Here is an 18,631-nt window from a genome sequence, read left to right as displayed (position 1 = left end):
CCGGCGCCCCGTGTCCTCAAGCTTTGCCATGAGGTGATGATTGAAGTGGTTACGCCGGATCGGCCTGGTCGTCCTCGTGCTGGCGCTTGCAGCCAGCGCTTTCTACTGGTTCCTCCCCGCCAGCGTGGCGGTGCCGTTCGTGGCCAGGCGAGCCCGCGGGCTGGTGCTGGATGACCTCTCCGGTACGCTGTGGCAGGGGCGCGCAGGCCGCGTCGCCACGCGCGAAGGCCTCGATCTCGGCACGGTCACCTGGACCCTTGGCCGCGATGTGATCCTTGGCCGTACCCACCTCGATATCCACCTCGATGGCCGTTCGGGCCGGTTCGATGGCCACATGGAGCAGACCCAGTCCGATATCGTCCAGTGGTCGGGGGTCGACTTCCGCCTGGATGCCGCCGCGCTCTCCGGTCCCGGCCTTCCGCGCGAGCTGATCCCCGTGGGCGTCGTCGAAGGCAAGATCCCCCAGGCCGAGCTACAGGGGAACTGGCCCTTGCTGCTGGACGCCGACGTGAACTGGCGGGCGGCGGCGGTCAAAACCCCGGAAGGCCACGTCCCGCTAGGCGGCATCGTGTTCAAAGCGCATTCGGCGGCGGGCGTGCTGCACGCCACGCTGGCCGACAACGGCGATGGCTCGCTGGCGGTCGATGCCCGCCTGGCCGCCTCGCCCCTGGGTTGGCGCCTCGATGGCGCCCTGGTGCCGCGCCTGCGCGATACCGCGCTCACCCACCTGATCGCCCGTTTCGGCCCCGTGCGGCCGGACGGCTCCGTTTCCCTGGCCCGCAAGGCGGGCCTCGCACCGGCCGTTTCACCATGACCGATACGCTCGACAAAGCCCTCGCCGCCGCCCGTGACGCCGCAGGTGCCGCCGCGGAGATCATCCAGCACTACTGGCGCGCCGGCGTCGACGTGATCACCAAGGGTGACGACACGCCGGTGACCGTGGCTGACCGCGAAAGCGAAATGGCCATCCGCGAGATCCTGGCCCGCGCCATGCCCGAAGCCGGTATCTACGGCGAGGAATACGGTGCCGACGATCTCTCCCGCGAATGGCTGTGGCTGGTGGACCCGCTCGATGGCACCAAGAGCTTCGTGCGCCGCACGCCGTTCTTCTCCACCCAGATCGCCCTGATGCACCGGGGTGAACTGGTCCTGGGCGTCTCCTCCGCACCGATCTACGGCGAGCGGATGTGGGCGGTGAAGGGCCGCGGCGCGTACCTCGATGGCGAGCGCGTGCAGGTGGCTGACACGGCGGCGTTCTCGCAGGCGGTGATTTCCACGGGCAACGTGAAGACCCTCACCGGGGACGCGCGCTGGAACGTACTGGGCCAGATGATCCGTGACAGCAACCGCATCCGTGGCTATGGCGATTTCTGCCATTACCACCTGCTGGCGCGCGGTGGTGTTGATCTGGTGATCGAATCCGATGTCAGCATCCTCGATATCGCCCCGCTCGCCGTCATCGTGCGTGAAGCCGGTGGCGTGTTCACCCAGCTCGATGGCGGCCCGCTGGGCCTGGAGAGCCGCAGCATCCTTGCGGGCACGCCCGCGATCCATGCCGAGGCGCTCGAACGGTTCCGCGGCGCTACAATCGACGGATGAACAAGCGCCCCACGATCCTGGCTACCCGCGACGCCCCCGACAGCGCCTTCCGCAAGGCGGAGCTGGTGGATCTCGAATTCTCCAACGGCGAACGCCGCACCTACGAGCGGTTGAAGGGCAGCGGCTTCGGCGCGGTGCTTATCGTCGCCATGCGCGACCCTGAGACCGTGTTGCTGGTGCGCGAGTACGGCGTAGGTGTCGATCGTTACGAGCTGGGTGTGCCGAAGGGCCGCCTCGATCGTGATGAGACCACCGAGCAGGGTGCGAACCGCGAGCTGAAGGAAGAAGTCGGCTATGGCGCCCGCAAGCTGAAGATCCTCGGCACGCTGTCGCTCTCGCCGTCGTACATGACCCATCTTGCCCACGTGGTGCTGGCGGAGGATCTGTACCCCGAGCGCCTGCAGGGCGATGAGCCCGAAGAGCTCGAGGTCGTGCCATGGCGCATGGACAAGCTGCACGAGCTGATCGCCCGCGATGACGTTACCGAAGGGCGTTCCATCGCCGCCCTGTTCATGGCCCGCGAGTATCTCGCCGGCCGTTACCAGCCAGCATGAGTGGCCCGCGCCCCCAGGCTTGCCTGGACGAAGTCTGCGCGATCGCCCGCGAAGCCGCGGACGCGATCCTCGCCATCTACGCGCACGATTTCGAAGTCATCCAGAAGGCCGATGCCTCACCGGTGACCACTGCCGACCTGGCCGCCCAGGCCGTGATCGCGCATCGCCTCGCCGAGATTGCGCCGGGTATCCCGGTGATCTCGGAAGAAGCGCTCGCCGCACCCTGGGCCGAGCGCCGCACGTGGCGCCGCTACTGGCTGGTCGATCCGCTCGATGGCACGCGCGAATTCGTGAAGCGCAACGGCGAGTTCACCGTGAACATCGCGCTGATCGAGGATCACCGCAGCGTGCTCGGCGTGGTGCTGGCCCCTGTCACAGGTGATCTGTACGCCGCCGAGCAAGGGCAGGGTGCCTGGCGCCAGCAGGGTGTAGGTGCGCCGAAGGAAACGATCTCCACGCGTCGTGCCGATGGCTTGCTTCGCGTCACCGGCAGCCGCTCGCACGCAGGTGTCCGCGCCGCCACCTTGCTGGATCGGCTCGGCGAACACGAGACGTTCGCGCTCGGTTCGTCGCTGAAATTCTGTGTCATCGCGCGCGGCGATGCCGATGTTTATCTGCGGCTGGGTGCCACTTCCGAGTGGGATACCGCCGCTGCGCAATGCGTGCTCGAAGAGGCTGGCGGCGCCGTGCTCGATCTGGCCGGCCGCCCGTTCCGCTACAACACGCGCGATTCGCTCATCAATCCTGAATTCATCGCCTGCGGCGATACCAGCATCGACTGGGCCGCGCGGCTTATCGACCCGGAACCCTGACGCATGGCACGACCCGTCGACGACCTCCTCGCGATCATGGCGCGCCTGCGCGATCCGGATAACGGTTGCCCCTGGGACGTGAAGCAAACCTTCGCCACGATCGCGCCCTATACGATCGAAGAAGCGTATGAAGTGGCCGATGCGATCGACCGGCGCGACATGCACGATCTCCGCGATGAGCTCGGCGACCTCTTGCTGCAAGTGGTCTTCCACTCACGCATGGCGGAGGAAGCCGGCGAGTTCACTTTCTCCGATGTGGTAGCTGCCATCTGCGACAAGATGGAGCGCCGCCACCCGCATGTGTTCGGCGATGTCACGCATGAAAGCGACAGCGCACGCTCACGCGATTGGGATCGCTTGAAAGCGGAAGAGCGCAAGGCAAAAGGTGGTGATGATCCGAGTGCGCTGGCCGGCATCTCGCGTGGCCTGCCGGAATGGCAGCGTGCAGTGAAACTGCAGAAGCGCGCGGCAAACACGGGTTTTGACTGGCCGGACTATAGGCCGGTACTGGACAAGCTGACCGAAGAACTCGACGAAGTGCGCCACGAGTTCGAAACCGGTGCGGATGACGAACGCCTGGCTGATGAGATCGGCGATCTGCTGTTCGTCGCGGCGAATCTCGCACGCCATGCCAAGGTGGATGTCTCGCGCGCTTTGCGCGGCGCCAACCAGAAATTCGAACGGCGCTTCCGCGGAATGGAAGCCATCGCGGAAAGCGAAGGAAAAACGCTTTCCTCCTACACCCTGGAAGAGCAGGAATCACTCTGGCGCAGGGTGAAGCAAACCGAACTGTAGGAGCGCGCTTGCGCGCGATTCACGGTTGCCGTCATGCACGGCGTCACCGCTTCGTTGGCTTATCGCGTGCAAGCACGCTCCCACAGGGAGGTGGCGGGGCACGGGCCCCGCCACTTCATCACTTGGAGTCGGTGCTCTTGGCTTCCATGCGCTGCTGCATGCGTGCCTTGAACTGTTCCATCTCCTGGTGACGCTTCTGGTCGTTGGCCAGGTTTTCGTCCAGGCTCTTCTTCATCGTGGCGATGGCGGCGTCGACATTCGTCGGGGCCATCTGCGCGCGGGCCAGGTGACGGTAGGCGTAATCACGCACCATCGGGTTCTGCGACTTCGCGAGCACGTCGTTGTAGAGCGCCGGCAGTTCCTTCTGGCGGCCGGTCATCACGTACAGGCGCTCAAGGCTGCGCAGGTCACCGATGACCGGGTTCATTTCGTGGCCGCGGCCGTGGCCCCAGCCGCCGTGGCCGTGGTCACCACCGCGCGGGCCGCCGTGGCCCCACTTCGGGCCGCCATCACGCTGCGGGCCCTGCTGGGCGGTCTTGGCAGCCGGGGTGGCGGCAGCCTTGGGGGCGGCATCCTGCGCGATCGCAAGGGCGGCCGAACCGGCAAGGAAGAGGGAAGCGGCGCTAACGAGCAGGGTCTTGCGTTGCATAGGATGTCTCTCCGGGTTTGGACTTGCAGGGGGAAAAACGTGGCTCGCCGCTCCCGGTTGACGCCCCCGTTGCCGTCCGGTCAGTTTCGTGTGAAAACGCGGGATGCAACCTTCTGCGCCCGGGCTGCATCTGTAGCCGGGTACCGCACTATCAACGGAGGGCACCATCCATGCGTCATCTCATCCTTGCCGCGCTCTTGCTCGCGCCGGCGGCCGCCATGGCCGACGAACCGCAGTGTAAGTTCCACGCCGATCGCAACCTCGATCTCGATCTCGCTGGCGTCCGCCAGATCCGCTTTGTCGTGAATTCCCACGACCTCAAGGTCGACGGTGCTGCCGGTGGCAAGCCGTCCGTGCAGGGACGTGCTTGCGCGTCCACTCAGGAGGCAGCGGACAACCTCGTCGTCGTGCAATCGAAGGAAGGCAGCACCCTGGTCGTCGAACTGAAGGACAAGCGCGATGGTGGCTGGCATATGGGCTGGGGCAGCAACTACGCCTACCTCAAGGTGCAGGCAAGCGTTCCGGGTAACCTGCCGATCGAGGTGAATGTGGGCTCGGGCGATGCGAAGGTGCGCAACGTGGCCTCGCTGGAAAGCACCGCAGGCTCGGGTGATCTCGAGGTGGATAGCGTACGCGGCACCGTCAAGGCCAACGTCGGCTCGGGCGATGTGAAGCTCTCCAACACCGGCGCAGTGGAAGTAGGCAGTGTCGGTTCCGGCGACCTCACGGCACGCAACGTCACAGGCGGCGTTCGCATTGCCACGGTCGGTTCGGGCGACGCGAAACTCACCGACATCACGGGTGACGTTGACGTTGGCACGATCGGCTCGGGCGACCTGGACGTGAACGGCGTGAAGGGCAACCTCACGGTGCGCACCAAGGGTAGCGGCGACGTCGACCAGACTGGCGTCACCGGCAAGGTCGACATCCCCCACAAGCGCGACTAAAAGCCCGCTCTTGTAGGAGCGCGCTTGCCCCCGAAGAGGGGATAAACGCGCGATAGGTGCTAGCGGCAAGCCCCATCGCGCGCAAGCGCGCTCCTACAGTTTCAGCACATTCGAACCCGATATGATCCGCTCGTACCCTGAGCGGATCTCCTGGATGACCTGGCTGCCCGAATCGCTGCGGAACCTCCGCCGCGATGTCTTTTTCCTCGTGTTACTCGGCGTGGCCATCCTGTTCGCGGTGGCCATGCCTTCGCGCGTGTCCTCGTGGCCCGCGCTCGTGGATTGGCCGACCATCGCGGCACTCACCGGCCTGCTGATCCTCACCAAGGCGGTCGAGGAAAGCGGCGCGCTCGCCCATGCCGGGCGCTGGCTTATCGATCGCACCTCGACCCGCCGCCTTGCCGCGCTCGGCTTGGTGGCGGCGACCGCGCTGCTGTCGATGCTGCTCACCAACGACGTCTCGCTGTTCGTGATGGTGCCGCTCACTCTCAGCATGTGCCGTATCGCCCGCATGCCGGCCATGCGCCTGGTGATCTTCGAGGCGCTGGCGGTGAATGCCGGCTCGATGCTCACGCCAATCGGCAACCCGCAGAACCTGTTCCTGTGGCAGCAGTGGGGCATCGGCTTTGGTGGCTTTGTCTGGGCGATGCTGCCGGTGGTGGCGATCGCGTTAGTGTTGCTGCTGGCGCTCACGGCGGTGGCGTTCCCGGCGACGCGCCTGGAAGTGCACGAACACGTAAAAAACGGCCTGGACCGCACGATGCTCGTGGTCGCAGCCGTGCTCTACCTACCGTTCCTGGTGCTGGCGGACCTGCACTACGTCGCGTGGGGTCTGGTTGGCGTGTTCGTTGTTTTCGCCGTGTTCCGTCCGCGCATCCTCGCGGCCATCGACTGGGGCCTGCTGCTCACGTTCGTCCTGATGTTCATCGACCTGCGCATGCTCGCGGGGCTGGATGTCGTGAAGAGCGCGCTGGGTGCGCTGGATCTTCAGCAGCCCCTGCACCTGTTCGGCGCAGGGGCCGTGGCCTCGCAGGTGGTGAGCAATGTCCCGGCGGCGATCCTGCTGGCCGAGTATTCGCACGACTGGCGCACGCTGGCGTGGGCCGTGAACGTCGGCGGCTTCGGTTTCATCCTGGGTTCGCTGGCCAACCTGATCGCCCTGCGCCTGCTGGGCGAAAAAAAGGCGTGGGCCACCTTCCATCTCTGGTCGGTGCCCTTCTTCCTCGTGATGGCCACGATAAGCGCGCTACTCCTGTAGGAGCCCACCCTGTGGGCGACGCCTCTCGCGTAGGAGCCCACCCTGTGGGCGACGCATCTCGTGTAGGAGCCCACCCTGTGGGCGACGCCTTTCGTACAGCAGCCACAGGACCTGTAGCTCTTCTGCGAAAGATGTCGCCCACAGGGTGGGCTCCTACGGCCGGGGCTCAGGCTTTGCGCGTGCCCTTGGCGCCGGTGTTGCTGTTGCCCTTGTCGTACTTCTTGATGAAGTCGCGGACATCCGGGTAGACCACATCGCGCCAGCGGCGGCCGCTAAAGATGCCGTAATGGCCGGCGCCTTCGACGGTGATGTGCTTCTTCTGCTTCTTGGCGATGCCCTTGCACAGCCCGTGTGCGGCTTCGGTCTGGCCAAGGCCGGAAATATCGTCGAGCTCGCCTTCGATGGTGAGCAGGGCGGTGTTCTTGATCTTCGCCGGCTGCACCAGCTCGCCGTGGACTTCCCACGTGCCCTTCGGCAGGCGGTGTTCCTGGAACACGGTTTCGATGGTATCGAGGTAATACTCGGCCGGCATGTCGAGCACGGCGTTGTATTCGTCGTAGAACTTGCGGTGGGCTTCGGCGTCGTCGAGATCGCCCTTGCGCAGGTTCTCGTAGAAATCCCAGTGCGACATGACGTGGCGGCTGGGGTTCATGGCGAGGAAGCCTGCATGCTGCAGGAAGCCCGGATACACCTCGCGCCCCGCGCCCGGATACTGGTACGGCACCTTGTGGATGAGCTGGTTGCGGAACCACGAAAGCGGCCGCGTGGTAGCCAGGTTATCGACGCTGGTGGGGCTCTTGCGGGTATCGATCGGGCCACCCATGAGGGTCAGCGAGGCCGGTGTGTCTTCGCCGCGCGCTGCCATGAGCGAGACGGCGGCAAGCACCGGTACGGTCGGCTGGCACACTGAAACCACGTGCGCGCGATGCACGCCCACGTGGCGGATGAAGTCTTCGATATACGACACGTAATCGGCGAGCGAGAACGAGCCTTCCTCGGTCGGCACCATGCGCGCATCGACCCAGTCGGTGATGTACACCTTGTGGTCGCGCAGCAGCGTGCGCACGGTATCGCGCAGCAGCGTGCTGTGGTGGCCGGAGAGCGGCGCGACGATGAGCACCGCCGGGTCGTGCTTCATCTTGTCGACCGTGGCCTGGTCATCGCTGAAGCGCTTGAAGCGCTTGAGCGTGCAGAACGGCTTGCTCATGGCCACCTGTTCGACGATGGCCACGTCGTGCCCGTGGGCGTGCACGCTGTGGATATCGAATTCGGGCTTCTCGTACGCCTTGCCCAGGCGGTACATGAGCTCGTACCCCGCCGCGGCGCGGTCGGCGCCCGGCATGCGGGCAAATGGGCTGGCCAGGTCGCCAAACATCTTGGCGCCTGCTTCAGCCCAGTACGACAACGGGCTGAGCATCGAGCGCTGCCATTCGTGCATCAAATAGAGCATGCCGCTTCAATCCGGGGACGGGGAGGGTGGCGCATCATAACCAGTTGCGCCGCGCCATGTGTAAAGCCCCTGTTTTTGCTCGATTTAAACGTCGGCCTTGCGGCAGACCAGCAGGACCTCGTCCACGCCGGGTGCCGGATCGAAGCCTGGCTTGAAGTCCAGCGGCTTCTGGAAGCGCAGGCCCAGCGGCATGAACACCCGGTTGTACCACCACATGGCGCGGGCCCGATGGTGGGTGAGGAAGTACTGGCCGAGGTCAAGCAGCTTCGAGGATTTCGGCTGCATGCCGTAGACCGCGCTGCGCTCGATGGTGAAGCCGTGGCGGGCGAGCAGGGCGCGGATGGCCTCGGGCTCGTAACGGCGGTAATGCCCCACGAAATCATCGAACGGGGTCCAGGCTTCGGGGTGCAACGGCGTGGAAATCAGAAGGCTGGCGCCCGGCGCGGCCACGCGGGCGAGTTCACCCAGGGCGCCATCGTCGTCCACCACGTGTTCCAGAATGTCGAAGGCGCACACGAAATCGAAGCTGGCGTCCTTGAACGGAAGGGCGCCGATCATGGCGTTAGCCACCTTCGCGCCAGCGCGACGCAGCTGGGACAGGGCCGGGCGGGAGAGATCCACGAACTGCGTATCGGCCAGCGGCAGGCGCGGGCGCAGGCCGGGGGCCACCTCGAGCCGGCGGGTGGCACGGGCGGCCAGCTCCGACACCAGCGGCCACGTATTGAAGCGGTCCGGCGAGCAGAGCTGGGCTTCGGCCCAAAGCGCGTCATAGAACCGCTTGTTGCCAGCGATGAGGTCGGCGTCGGTGCGCGGCGCCGCGCCTTCCGAGGTGAATGATGCAGTGGACATACGGGACCTCGGAATCCGTGAGGGTAATTAACGCAGGCGAGCGAGTTCGCGCAGCAGGGGGAGCCTGCGTACACGCACCGCCGTGGCCCGGAACACGGCATTGGCCAGGGCCGGTGCCGCCGAGGGTACGCCGATGACGCTGGCGCCCGCCGGGGCGGCGGTGGAAGGCACGATGACCGTCTCCACCTGGTAGGGCATGGGCTGGGTCGGGGCGACAGGGTAATCCTTAAAGCCCGTTTGCTGCACCTTGCCGTCCTTCACCGTGATGGCCAGGTTGAGGGCGGTGGAAAGGGCGTCGATGGTGGCGCCCTCGAGCTGTGCGGCAAGGCCTAGCGGATTGACCGCCAGGCCGACGTCCGCCACGCAGACGACGCGCTGGATATCAATGCCGTCGGCGGTCGGTGCCACCTCGATCGCATGGGCCACGTAGGCGCCAAACACGTATGCACAGGCGATGCCGAGGCCGTTCTCGCTGCGTAGCCAGCGGCTCCAGTCGAGCTTGTCCGCCGCGAGTTTCAGCACATTGGCCATGCGGGCGGTATCGATCGGGCCGCCGCGGCCGTTATAAGGCAGCTGGCGTGCATCGCCGAGCAACTTCAGGCGGAAATCGAGCGGATTGGCCTTCACCGCGTGGGCGAGCTCATCGATGAAGCTTTCGCTGGCGAACGTGGGTGTCACATGCGGCGCGCCACGCCATTCGCCGCGCGGTAGAAGCGAATCGAGCGCGTAGTAATCGCTGCGGAAGTTCGGTACCAGGCCGGCGGGTAAGGCATCGGCCATGAGCTCGGATTGCCACAGACGGTCGCCCGGCGTCGCACGGCCCGCCAATGCCGACGGGCTGGCCATGCGCTGGTGCCAGCCGACGATGGCCTGCTTGCGGTCGAGCGATGCGTTCAGGCGATGCACCGCGAACGGGCGGTAGTAATCGTGGGCAAGGTCGTCGTCGCGGGTCCAGAGCACGCGGATCGCGCGGTTCTGGATGTCCACGGGTTTCTTCGCCAGCGCGATCGCCACGGCCTCGGCGATGTAATCCTGTTCGAGCCGGCGCCCGAAGCCGCCGCCACCGCGCGGCACGCGGATGTCGATCTGGTCCGGTTTGAAGCCGGTCATGCGCTGCACCACGGTGTACGCCTGGCGCGGCGACTGTGAGGCTGCGATAAGCGTGATGCGGGTGTTCGGATCGAGACGGACCAGGCAATTGGGCGTTTCGGCGGTGGCATGAGCCACCCAGGGCTGGACGTAGGTGGATTCCAGGGCCCGAGCCGCCTTCTTCCGTGCCGCCGCGATGTCGCCGTCGTTGCGTACCGTCGAGGTCGGCGCGGCGTCATCGTTGTCGAACAGCTCGAGCGCCTTTTTCTCGAGGTCGCCGCTACCAGGCTCGATATCCTTGCCGGGCTTCCAGGTGGCCTTGAGTGCTTCGCGGCCCTGCAAGGCGGACCAGGTGTCCACCGCGATAACCGCCAGCGCCTGTGCCTGCGCGGCCATGCCGATGACCTGGCCTTGCTCGGGAGTGACATCCACCACCGCGAACACGCCCTTCACTTTGCTAGCCGCGTCGCGGTCGGCCGAGTCCAGCGTGCCACCGGGGTAGGGGCAACGGGCGAGCACGGCAACGATGGGATCGCCGATGGATTCGTCGGCGGCGTAGCGCAGCGCGCCGGTGACCACGGCCCGCGCATCGATATCGCCGGCTGGCTGGCCGATCAGCTTGTAGCGCTCCGCTGCCTTCAGGGGCGGCGGGTTGGTGGGGGCATCGACGCTCGCGGCCGCGCTGGCCAGGTCACCGTAGGCAATACGGCGGCCATCGGCGGCGATCGCGAAGCCGCTTTCGCCACGCAGCTGCTCGGCCGGGACGCCCAGGCGGCGCGCGGCCGCCTGCAGCAGCAGCCAGCGGGCGAGCGCGCCGGCCTGGCGCAAATCGGCCCACGCGGCCGGGATGCTGGAGGCATCACCGCTACGCTGGCGCCCGTAAATGAACTTCGGCTCACCATTGCCTTCCTCGACGCCGAGGCCAAGGTATTCGACGGTGACCTTGCTCCAGTCCGCATCGAGCTCTTCGGCGATGATCCGCGCAAGCGAGGTGCCGGTGCCTTCGCCGTTATCCGGATCGCGCACGCCGATGAAAATGCGGCCATCCTGGGCGACGCGCACGTAAGGGCCAACCTGGGACCAGGCATCGCCGAGCAGGCTGAGCGGGGCCGGGCGCTCGGCGGCCTGGACGGTACCGATGCCAACGACCAGCGCGCCAGCGGTGCCGGCGGCGTACTTCAGGAAACGGCGGCGGGAAAGGCGGATCTCGCCACTCATGCCTTCGGCTCCTTCATGCTGCCCGCGGCGCGCTTGATCGCCTTGCGAATGCGGCCGTAGCTACCACAGCGGCAGAGGTTGCCAATCTTGTCGATGTCGGCGTCGGAAGGATTCTTCTGCCGGTTGAGCAGATCCACCGCGGCCATGATCTGGCCAGGCTGGCAGAATCCGCACATGATGGCGTCCTCGTCGATCCAGGCCTGCTGCACCGGGTGCAGGGAGCCGTCCTTGCCGGACAGGCCCTCCACCGTGGTCACACGCTTGCCCGACATGCCCTCCATCTTCGTCTGGCAGCTGGCCACGGCCTTGCCATCGACGATGACGGTGCAGAAACCGCAATTGCCCTGGTCGCAGCCGTACTTCGCGCCGGTGAGGCGCAGCACATCGCGCAGGTACCACAGCAACGGCATGGCCTTGTCGCCGGTGTGGCGGTACCGCTCATCGTTGACGATCAGGTCGATGCCTTCGCGTACGGGCTTGGGCGGCACCTCGGCGGCGCCCTGCGTGGGAACGGGTACGGGAGACGTCGGGCCTTGCTGTGCCATCTGCTTTCCTCAACTGAACCGGGCCATTGTGGCATCCGGGCCTCCGTTCAGCGAGCGCCTTTACTGAACAGGCGCTGCCAGATCGCATAAACCGGCAGGCCCGCTACGACGACGGCACAGACGACGGCGGCGCTAAGCGGCTTGGAGAGCGAATACGCGACGACCACGCCAATCACGGTGGCCAGGAACAGTAACGGCAGCAAGGGGTAGGCCGGCGTGACGAAGCTGGGGCGCTCCTTCACATGGCGGCGATACCAGAACAGCGTGGCAATGGTGACGGCGTACGCAGCCCAGTCACCGAACGCCGCGAAATCCAGCAGCTGGCCGTAGTTCGCCACGAGCACGAGGACCATGGCCCAGCCCGACAGGGCGCCCAGCGCGATGTTGGGCGTGCGGTGTTTGGGGTGCAGGCGGGCCACGCTGGCGAAGAACAGGCCATCCTCGCCCATCACCTGGAGCACGCGTGCGCCGGCCACCAGGGTGATATTGCAAAAGCCCAGCGTGGAAATGGCGATGCCGATGGCGATGATTTTCGCGCCGGCCGGGCCAAATACCCTGCTCATCACGTCGGCCGCAGGCGCCTGGCTGGCCGCAAGGCCATCGTGGCCCAGCACGGCCAGGTAGGCGTAGTTGGTGAGGACGTAGGCGGCGATGACGATGAGCATGCCCAGCACGAGGGCGCGGGGCAGGGTACGCTGCGGGTCGCGCACTTCACCGGCGAGGTTGTTGAGGTAACTGAAGCCCGAGAACGCGAACAGCACCGGCAGCAGTGCGCCGGCGAGCCCACCCGTCACCGCGGTAGGACTGGCCGCCATGGCCTGCGACGTGCCCGCACCGGCGAAAGCGAGGCCCGTGACGACGAGGACCGCGATCGCGGCGAGCTTGAGGATGGCGAAGACGTTCTGGATCTGCGCACCGAGGCGGATACCGAACAGGTTGATGCCGGTGACGAAGACCAGCGCCCCCACGGCCAGGGGTTTGACCAGGCTGGGCGAGAGGCCGAAGACGGAGGTGGCATAGCTGCCGAAGATGGTGGCCACCGCCGCGCTGCTGCCGCTGTAGATAACCAGCAGCATGGTCCAGCCGAAGAGGAAGCCGGCCAGCTTGCCGAAGGCCTCGCGCAGATACACGTAGCTGCCACCTGCTTCGGGCCGGCGCGCGCCGAGTTCGGCGTAGCAGAGGCAGCCCACGAGGGTCAGTAGGCCGCCGGCCACCCAGAGCCCCAGGAGCACCCAGCCGGAGCTGGTGCGCTGGGCGGCGATACCCGGGTTCAGGAAGATGCCGCCGCCGATGATGCCGCCGACGACGATGAGCGCGGCGTCCATAAGGTTGATGCGGCGGGCGTATCCGGGGTTTTCCATGGGGGCGTGAGATCGGGACGAAGGGCGCAGCATGGCGTGCTTAACGGGCTTTGAAAAGCCACGGGAGGGGCCTCGTTGCCTTTTTTCCGTTGCGGCGCAACACTCCGGGGATTCTTTTTCCCCACCAACGCAAAAGAGAACCGTGAGCGAAAACGCAAACGCGCCGTTGCCCGCCAACGCGCCCTGGATCGTCATGAAGTTCGGCGGCACCTCCGTGGCCACCGCCGCACGCTGGCGCAATATCCTCGAGCTGGCTGCCAGCCGCCGCGTCGAAGGCGCGCGCGTGCTGATCGTAGTCTCAGCCCTGTCCGGCATTACGGATGGCCTGAAACAGCTTTGCACGCACACGGAACCCAAACGCCGCTCGGACGCGGCCTCCGCACTGGCCGATCGCCACCACGCCCTGCTCGGCGAGATGTCGCTGGCGCTGCCTGAAACCCTCGGCGCGCGCCTGGCCGATCTGGCGGGGCTGGCCGATACCGGCCCGGCGGATCTCGGCGAACTGGCCTGGCAGGCGGCCGTGCAGGCGCACGGCGAGCTCATGTCCAGCGCGCTCGGCGCGGCTTTCCTCAGCGCGAACGGCCTGCCCACGGCGTGGCTGGACGCGCGCGAGTGCCTGCATGCGGTGGCGTTGCCCAACCAGAACGAGCGCACCCGCCTGCTCTCGGCCATGGTCGAACCGCACCCGGATCCGGCGCTGTCGGCTGCCCTGGCGGCACGTGGCGAGGTCTTCATCACCCAGGGCTTCATCGCCCGGGATGACGATGGCCGCACGGTCCTTTTGGGGCGTGGTGGTTCGGATACCTCGGCAGCGTACTTCGGTGCGCTGCTCGCCGCCGCCCGCGTCGAGATCTGGACCGACGTGGCGGGCATGTTCAGTGCGAACCCGCGCCAGGTTGCCGGTGCGCGCCTGCTCCAGCGCCTGGATTACGAAGAGGCCCAGGAAATCGCCTCGACCGGCGCGAAGGTGCTGCACCCGCGGTGCCTCTCGCCGCTGCGCGAGCCGCGCGTGCCGTTGCTGGTGAAGGACACCAACCGTCCGGAACTGGAAGGTACGGTGATCGGTCCCGAGGTGCGTGAGCACGCGCCGAGCATCAAGGCGATCAGTGCACGCAAGGGCATCACCCTCGTCTCGATGGAATCCGTCGGCATGTGGCAGCAGGTCGGCTTCCTCGCCGACGTGTTCGATGCGTTCAAGCGCCACGGCCTCTCCGTGGACCTGATCGGTTCGGCCGAGACCAACGTCACGGTGTCGCTGGACCCCACGGAAAACCTGCTCGATTCCGATGCCATCGCCGCGCTGGCCGCCGACCTGGCCCGCGTGTGCCGGGTGAAGGTGATCGCACCGTGCGCTGCCATCACGCTCGTCGGCCGCGGCATGCGTTCCATGCTGCACAAGCTTTCCGGCGTGCTGGCGGAGTTCGGCCAGCTGCGCGTGCACCTCATCTCGCAGTCGTCCAACAACCTCAACCTCACCTTCGTGGTCGATGAGGACGTGGTCGACGAGATGCTGCCGCGCCTGCACGAACTGCTGATCGGCGCCGGTGCACTGCGCACCGACGATAGCGTGGTGTTCGGTCCGGCCTGGCAATCGCTCTACGGTAGTGGTGAAGCGCCGCTGCCCGCCGCCGCATGGTGGCAGGGTGAGCGCACCCGCCTGCTGCAACTGGCCGAAGAGCGCACGCCGCGCTATGCCTACCACCTGCCCACGGTGCGGGCGCAGGCGCGCAAGGTGAAGTCGCTACGCGCCGTCGATCGCGCGCATTACGCGGTGAAGGCCAACACCCACCCCGGTATCCTCAAGGTGCTGGCGGAGGAAGGCTTCGCATTCGAGTGCGTGTCGCCGGGTGAACTCGACGCCGTGTCGGCCGTGGTGCCGGAGAGTGCGCCGCTGCTGTTCACGCCCAACTTCGCCGCACGCCGCGATTTCGAAGCCGCCCTGAAAACCCGCGCCACAATCACCATCGATGCGCTGCATCCGATCGAGCACTGGGGCGATCTGTTCCAGGGCCGCGATATCGTGCTGCGCGTGGATCTCGGCCGTGGCCTTGGCCACCACCAGAAGGTGAAGACCGGCGGCACGGGCAGCAAGTTCGGCGTGCCCATCGAACACGTCGACCGCTTCCTGCGGCTGGCCGACGACGCGGGCGCCCGCGTGATCGGCCTGCATGCCCACCTGGGCTCCGGCATCCTCGATGCCGCGCACTGGGGTGAGGTTTACTCACAGCTCGCGGCCCTCGCCGAGCGAATCGGTACGATCAGCGTGCTGAACATCGGCGGCGGCCTGGGCGTGCCCTCGCACCCTGGCGAAACCGCGCTGGACATGATCGCGCTCGATCGCGTGCTGATGGCCGTGCGCCAGGCCTACCCACAGTTCCAGGTGTGGATGGAGCCGGGCCGTTTCCTCGTGGCCGATGCCGGCGTGCTGCTGGCGAAGGTCACCCAGGAAAAGGAGAAGGGCAGCAACATCCGTTACCTGGGCCTGGATACCGGCATGAACAGCCTGATCCGTCCGGCCCTGTACGATGCGTGGCACGAAATCAGCAATCTCTCCCGTTTCGGCGAGCCGGCCACCACGATGTACCAGGTGGTGGGCCCGATCTGCGAGTCAGGCGATATCCTTGGTTCCGACCGCCGCTTGCCCGAATCGTTTGAGGATGACGTGATACTTATGGCACAGGGAGGCGCTTACGGCGCCGTGATGGCGTCGCGCTACAACCTGCGCGATGCAGCTGATGAGGTGCTTTTGCCGTGACCACCGTGTTTGCCGACCCGCGCGAAAGCCAGCGCTTCCGCTTTGTCCGCCACGGCTACGCCGATGGCGTGGCCGAGCTGGCGTATGCGTTCGATGATGGCCCCGAACTGGTGGAGCGGATCACCTTCCCAGGTGCCCCCGCGGTGCCGGCTGAGCGTGAGGCTGCCTTCGCGGCAGCCCTGCGCCTGCTTCACCTCGTGGCCGGCGTCAGCTACTACAAGGCGGGCATTTCGCCCGCCCTCGTGGTGGAAGGTGAGCCGCTGGATGAAGAGGGCGCGTCGATGTTCGACGCGCTCTACCTGCATGGCCTGGCCGAGTTCGCTTACCGCAACCGGCTCGACCTGCGCAGCCGCATCCGCTTCCCGCACAACGGCGCGAAAACCGCCTCTGCGCCCGCCATTGGCTTGCCGAAACGTTCGCTGCTACCGATCGGTGGCGGCAAGGATTCGGTCGTCGCCGTCGAGGCGGTGAAATCCATCGGCGCCGACGCAACGGCGGTATGGGTAGGCAATTCGCCGCTCATCGCGGAGTGCGCGGCGCGCACGGGCCTGTCCACGCTCAATATTTCACGTGAGCTGGCGCCGGGCCTGTTTGAACTCAACCGCATGGGTGCGTGGAACGGCCATATCCCGGTGACGGCCATCAATTCCGCAATCCTCGTGGTGGCGTCCATCCTGTACGGCTACGACTCCATCGTGTTCGCCAACGAGCGCTCCGCGTCCGTGGCCACGCTGGAATACGAAGGCCAGGAAGTGAACCACCAGTGGAGCAAGGGCTTCGGTTTCGAGAAGACCTTCCACGACTACGTGCATTCGCATGTGGCGGCCGATCTCGATTACTGCTCGCTGCTGCGGCCGTGGTCGGAGCTGGCTGTTACCAGTGCATTCGCGCGTCTCGGTGGCGAGTACTTCGACGTGTTCTCCAGCTGCAACCGCAACTTTCGCATCCTTGGCCCCAAGCCGGCGGATCGCTGGTGCGGCCAGTGCCCGAAGTGCCATTTTGTGTTCCTCGCGCTCGCGCCGTTCATGCCCAAGCCGCGGCTTACCTCCATCTTCGGTCGCAACCTGCTCGACGATCCGGACCTGGCGGAAGCGTTCGATTCGCTGCTCGAGTACCGCGACCACAAGCCGTTCGAATGCGTCGGTGAAGGTGCCGAAGCGCGGGCGGCCATGCATGCCCTGGCTACCCGGCCGGAGTGGCAGGAAGACGCGCTGGTCGCGCGCTTCCGTCGCGAGATTCTCCCGCAACTGGATGTCTCGGAACTCGCCCTGGAGCCCTGGCTGCAGCCGGGCGCATCGCACCTGGTGCCGTCGCGTCTGCACGGAGCGCTGGATGCGTTGGGCTGATCTCGCGGGGCAGCGTGTCGCGGTATGGGGTTTTGGCCGCGAAGGCCGCGCAGCGCTCGACGCGCTGGCGCGGCGCCTGCCTGGGCAGGCGGTCGATGTGTACGTTGGCGCGGATGAAGTGGATGCTGCCCGCGCGGCGTATCCGCACGCTGGCGTCGTAGGCACGCCGCCAGATGCCGCGACCTTGTCGACGTACCAGGTGGTGATCAAGTCGCCCGGTATCTCGGCCTACAAGCCGGAGTTGCTGGATGCTCAGGCCGCGGGTACGCAGTTTACCTCGGGTACCGCGCTCTGGTTCGGTGGGCATATCGGTGCGCGCGCCGTGGCCGTCACCGGAACGAAGGGGAAGAGCACGACCTCGGCGCTTATCGCGCACCTGGCGCGTTCGCTGGGCGTCCGCACGGCGCTCGCCGGCAACATCGGCCTGCCCTTGCTGGAACTGGAAGATGGCGAGGCCGATCTCTGGGTCATCGAACTCTCGAGTTTCCAGACGGGTGAAGCGCTGGGTGTCGACCTGGGCGTGGTCACCAGCCTTTATGAAGAACACCTCGACTGGCACGGCTCGCGCGAGCGCTACGTCGACGACAAGCTGAAGCTGCTCGCGGCTTCGTCGCGCGTGCTCGTCAATGCGATGCAGCCCGTGCTCATGCAGCGCGCCGCCGATCACCCCGCGCGTCATACGTTCGGTGATGAAAGCGGCTGGCACGTGGCCAACGGCTGGATCCGGCGTGGCTCGGAAGACATCATCCGCGCTGATCGCGTCGCCGCCCCTGGCCTGCACAATGCGATCAACGCGAGCGCCGCGCTGGCCGCGCTCGAACTGATGGGCCTGGATGCGCGCGCTGCGGCGCCCGCGCTGGCCACGTTCGCGCCGCTGCCGCATCGCCTGCAGCCGCTAGGCGAGCGTGATGGCCTGTGCTGGATCAACGATTCGATCAGCACCACGCCGCTGGCCAGCCTGGCGGCACTGGAAAGCACGCATGACGATCACGTGGCGCTGATTGTCGGTGGCCACGATCGCGGCCTCGACTGGACGGTCTTCGTCGATGCGATGCGCACCGGCGCGCCGGACGCGATCATCTGCCAGGGCAAGAACGGCCCGCGCATTGCTGATGCGCTGGAGGCGGCCGGTGTGGCGAACGTTTATCGCGCCACGGACCTGGCCGCTGCCGTGGGTGCTGCGCGCACCGCGTTGAGCGGCCGTGGCACGGTCGTACTCTCACCCGGCGCGCCGAGCTTCGACCAGTTCAAGGACTACGCCGACCGCGGCAAGCGCTTCGCTGAGATGGCGGGGTTTGAAGCCAAAGCCGCCAGCATCCAGGGCCTGGGCATCGCGTGATCGCCCGGTAGGAGCCCACCCTGTGGGCGACATCTTTCGCCCCACCGCAGCAGGCCCTGTGGCGT

The 18,631-nt window shown here is 66.5% G+C and carries 16 protein-coding genes; 10 read left to right on the top strand and 6 right to left on the bottom strand.

The window, feature by feature from the left end:
• Positions 1-40: 40 nt before the first annotated feature.
• The 5 genes from gspN to mazG are packed head-to-tail and all read left to right on the top strand — an operon-like array spanning position 41 to position 3,760.
• Positions 41-814 (top strand): type II secretion system protein N, encoded by a 774-nt coding sequence (gspN, locus tag L2Y96_RS17565; protein WP_247328764.1) that lies wholly within the window; start codon positions 41-43, stop codon positions 812-814.
• The gene (locus L2Y96_RS17560; RefSeq protein WP_247328761.1) at positions 811-1,599 is read left to right on the top strand and encodes an inositol monophosphatase family protein; all 789 of its coding nucleotides are present in this window, start codon (positions 811-813) and stop codon (positions 1,597-1,599) included. The genes gspN and L2Y96_RS17560 overlap by 4 nt, the downstream gene beginning before the upstream one ends.
• Positions 1,596-2,153, top strand: a complete 558-nt coding sequence (nudE, locus tag L2Y96_RS17555; RefSeq protein WP_247328758.1) for an ADP compounds hydrolase NudE — start codon at positions 1,596-1,598, stop codon at positions 2,151-2,153. The genes L2Y96_RS17560 and nudE overlap by 4 nt, the downstream gene beginning before the upstream one ends.
• Complete coding sequence (gene cysQ, locus L2Y96_RS17550) at positions 2,150-2,965, top strand: 3'(2'),5'-bisphosphate nucleotidase CysQ (RefSeq protein WP_247328756.1); 816 nt, start codon at positions 2,150-2,152, stop codon at positions 2,963-2,965. Before nudE ends, cysQ begins: the two co-directional genes overlap by 4 nt.
• Before the next feature lie 3 nt (positions 2,966-2,968).
• The gene (gene mazG, locus L2Y96_RS17545; protein ID WP_247328754.1) at positions 2,969-3,760 is read left to right on the top strand and encodes a nucleoside triphosphate pyrophosphohydrolase; all 792 of its coding nucleotides are present in this window, start codon (positions 2,969-2,971) and stop codon (positions 3,758-3,760) included.
• A 118-nt stretch (positions 3,761-3,878) separates the two neighbouring features.
• Here mazG and L2Y96_RS17540 read toward each other — a convergent pair whose 3' ends face one another.
• The gene (locus L2Y96_RS17540) at positions 3,879-4,409 is read right to left on the bottom strand and encodes a hypothetical protein (RefSeq protein ID WP_247328752.1); all 531 of its coding nucleotides are present in this window, start codon (positions 4,407-4,409) and stop codon (positions 3,879-3,881) included.
• Positions 4,410-4,579: 170 nt separating this feature from the next.
• On the opposite strand from L2Y96_RS17540, the gene L2Y96_RS17535 reads away from it, so the two are divergent.
• Together L2Y96_RS17535 and L2Y96_RS17530 are read left to right on the top strand one after the other, a co-directional pair.
• Positions 4,580-5,356 (top strand): DUF4097 family beta strand repeat-containing protein, encoded by a 777-nt coding sequence (locus tag L2Y96_RS17535; protein WP_247328750.1) that lies wholly within the window; start codon positions 4,580-4,582, stop codon positions 5,354-5,356.
• 121 nt (positions 5,357-5,477) lie between these two features.
• Positions 5,478-6,614, top strand: coding sequence for an SLC13 family permease (locus L2Y96_RS17530; RefSeq protein WP_247328748.1), 1,137 nt, complete (start codon positions 5,478-5,480; stop codon positions 6,612-6,614).
• Positions 6,615-6,780: 166 nt separating this feature from the next.
• Here L2Y96_RS17530 and L2Y96_RS17525 read toward each other — a convergent pair whose 3' ends face one another.
• From L2Y96_RS17525 to L2Y96_RS17505, 5 genes are all read right to left on the bottom strand, one after another.
• Entirely contained in the window at positions 6,781-8,064 is a 1,284-nt protein-coding gene (locus tag L2Y96_RS17525; RefSeq protein WP_247328746.1) for a polyhydroxyalkanoate depolymerase, read from the bottom strand.
• A gap of 84 nt (positions 8,065-8,148) precedes the next feature.
• A complete protein-coding gene (locus tag L2Y96_RS17520; protein WP_247328744.1) occupies positions 8,149-8,913 on the bottom strand; it encodes a class I SAM-dependent methyltransferase in 765 nt (254 codons plus the stop codon).
• 27 nt (positions 8,914-8,940) lie between these two features.
• A complete protein-coding gene (locus L2Y96_RS17515; RefSeq protein WP_247328742.1) occupies positions 8,941-11,220 on the bottom strand; it encodes a xanthine dehydrogenase family protein molybdopterin-binding subunit in 2,280 nt (759 codons plus the stop codon).
• The gene (locus L2Y96_RS17510; protein ID WP_283248850.1) at positions 11,217-11,765 is read right to left on the bottom strand and encodes a (2Fe-2S)-binding protein; all 549 of its coding nucleotides are present in this window, start codon (positions 11,763-11,765) and stop codon (positions 11,217-11,219) included. Before L2Y96_RS17510 ends, L2Y96_RS17515 begins: the two co-directional genes overlap by 4 nt.
• Positions 11,766-11,812: 47 nt before the next feature.
• Positions 11,813-13,126, bottom strand: a complete 1,314-nt coding sequence (locus L2Y96_RS17505) for an APC family permease (protein WP_247328740.1) — start codon at positions 13,124-13,126, stop codon at positions 11,813-11,815.
• A gap of 193 nt (positions 13,127-13,319) precedes the next feature.
• Between L2Y96_RS17505 and L2Y96_RS17500 the strand changes: the two genes are divergently transcribed.
• The 3 genes from L2Y96_RS17500 to murD are packed head-to-tail and all read left to right on the top strand — an operon-like array spanning position 13,320 to position 18,566.
• Positions 13,320-15,881 carry a bifunctional aspartate kinase/diaminopimelate decarboxylase gene (locus L2Y96_RS17500; RefSeq protein WP_247337115.1) on the top strand — a complete coding sequence of 854 codons (2,562 nt, stop codon included), beginning with the start codon at positions 13,320-13,322 and terminating at the stop codon, positions 15,879-15,881.
• 5 nt (positions 15,882-15,886) lie between these two features.
• Complete coding sequence (gene murL, locus L2Y96_RS17495) at positions 15,887-17,227, top strand: UDP-N-acetyl-alpha-D-muramoyl-L-alanyl-L-glutamate epimerase (protein WP_484497415.1); 1,341 nt, start codon at positions 15,887-15,889, stop codon at positions 17,225-17,227.
• A complete protein-coding gene (gene murD, locus L2Y96_RS17490; RefSeq protein WP_247328737.1) occupies positions 17,214-18,566 on the top strand; it encodes a UDP-N-acetylmuramoyl-L-alanine--D-glutamate ligase in 1,353 nt (450 codons plus the stop codon). The genes murL and murD overlap by 14 nt, the downstream gene beginning before the upstream one ends.
• The last annotated feature ends 65 nt before the right edge of the window (positions 18,567-18,631 follow it).

Source organism: Luteibacter aegosomaticola, assembly GCF_023078475.1.
Lineage (GTDB): Bacteria > Pseudomonadota > Gammaproteobacteria > Xanthomonadales > Rhodanobacteraceae > Luteibacter > Luteibacter aegosomaticola.
This window is presented reverse-complemented; position numbering and strand designations above follow the sequence as displayed.

What these genes read in the sequence shown, in the direction of transcription:
- murD (WP_247328737.1), top strand. Translation starts at nt 17,214, where the DNA reads ATGCGTTGGGCTGATCTCGCGGGGCAGCGTGTCGCGGTATGGGGTTTT.
- L2Y96_RS17515 (WP_247328742.1), bottom strand. Translation starts at nt 11,220, where the DNA reads ATGAGTGGCGAGATCCGCCTTTCCCGCCGCCGTTTCCTGAAGTACGCC.
- L2Y96_RS17535 (WP_247328750.1), top strand. Translation starts at nt 4,580, where the DNA reads ATGCGTCATCTCATCCTTGCCGCGCTCTTGCTCGCGCCGGCGGCCGCC.
- L2Y96_RS17510 (WP_283248850.1), bottom strand. Translation starts at nt 11,765, where the DNA reads ATGGCACAGCAAGGCCCGACGTCTCCCGTACCCGTTCCCACGCAGGGC.
- L2Y96_RS17530 (WP_247328748.1), top strand. Translation starts at nt 5,478, where the DNA reads ATGATCCGCTCGTACCCTGAGCGGATCTCCTGGATGACCTGGCTGCCC.
- L2Y96_RS17520 (WP_247328744.1), bottom strand. Translation starts at nt 8,913, where the DNA reads ATGTCCACTGCATCATTCACCTCGGAAGGCGCGGCGCCGCGCACCGAC.
- cysQ (WP_247328756.1), top strand. Translation starts at nt 2,150, where the DNA reads ATGAGTGGCCCGCGCCCCCAGGCTTGCCTGGACGAAGTCTGCGCGATC.
- L2Y96_RS17560 (WP_247328761.1), top strand. Translation starts at nt 811, where the DNA reads ATGACCGATACGCTCGACAAAGCCCTCGCCGCCGCCCGTGACGCCGCA.
- nudE (WP_247328758.1), top strand. Translation starts at nt 1,596, where the DNA reads ATGAACAAGCGCCCCACGATCCTGGCTACCCGCGACGCCCCCGACAGC.
- L2Y96_RS17540 (WP_247328752.1), bottom strand. Translation starts at nt 4,409, where the DNA reads ATGCAACGCAAGACCCTGCTCGTTAGCGCCGCTTCCCTCTTCCTTGCC.
- L2Y96_RS17505 (WP_247328740.1), bottom strand. Translation starts at nt 13,126, where the DNA reads ATGGAAAACCCCGGATACGCCCGCCGCATCAACCTTATGGACGCCGCG.
- mazG (WP_247328754.1), top strand. Translation starts at nt 2,969, where the DNA reads ATGGCACGACCCGTCGACGACCTCCTCGCGATCATGGCGCGCCTGCGC.
- L2Y96_RS17500 (WP_247337115.1), top strand. Translation starts at nt 13,320, where the DNA reads ATGAAGTTCGGCGGCACCTCCGTGGCCACCGCCGCACGCTGGCGCAAT.
- L2Y96_RS17525 (WP_247328746.1), bottom strand. Translation starts at nt 8,064, where the DNA reads ATGCTCTATTTGATGCACGAATGGCAGCGCTCGATGCTCAGCCCGTTG.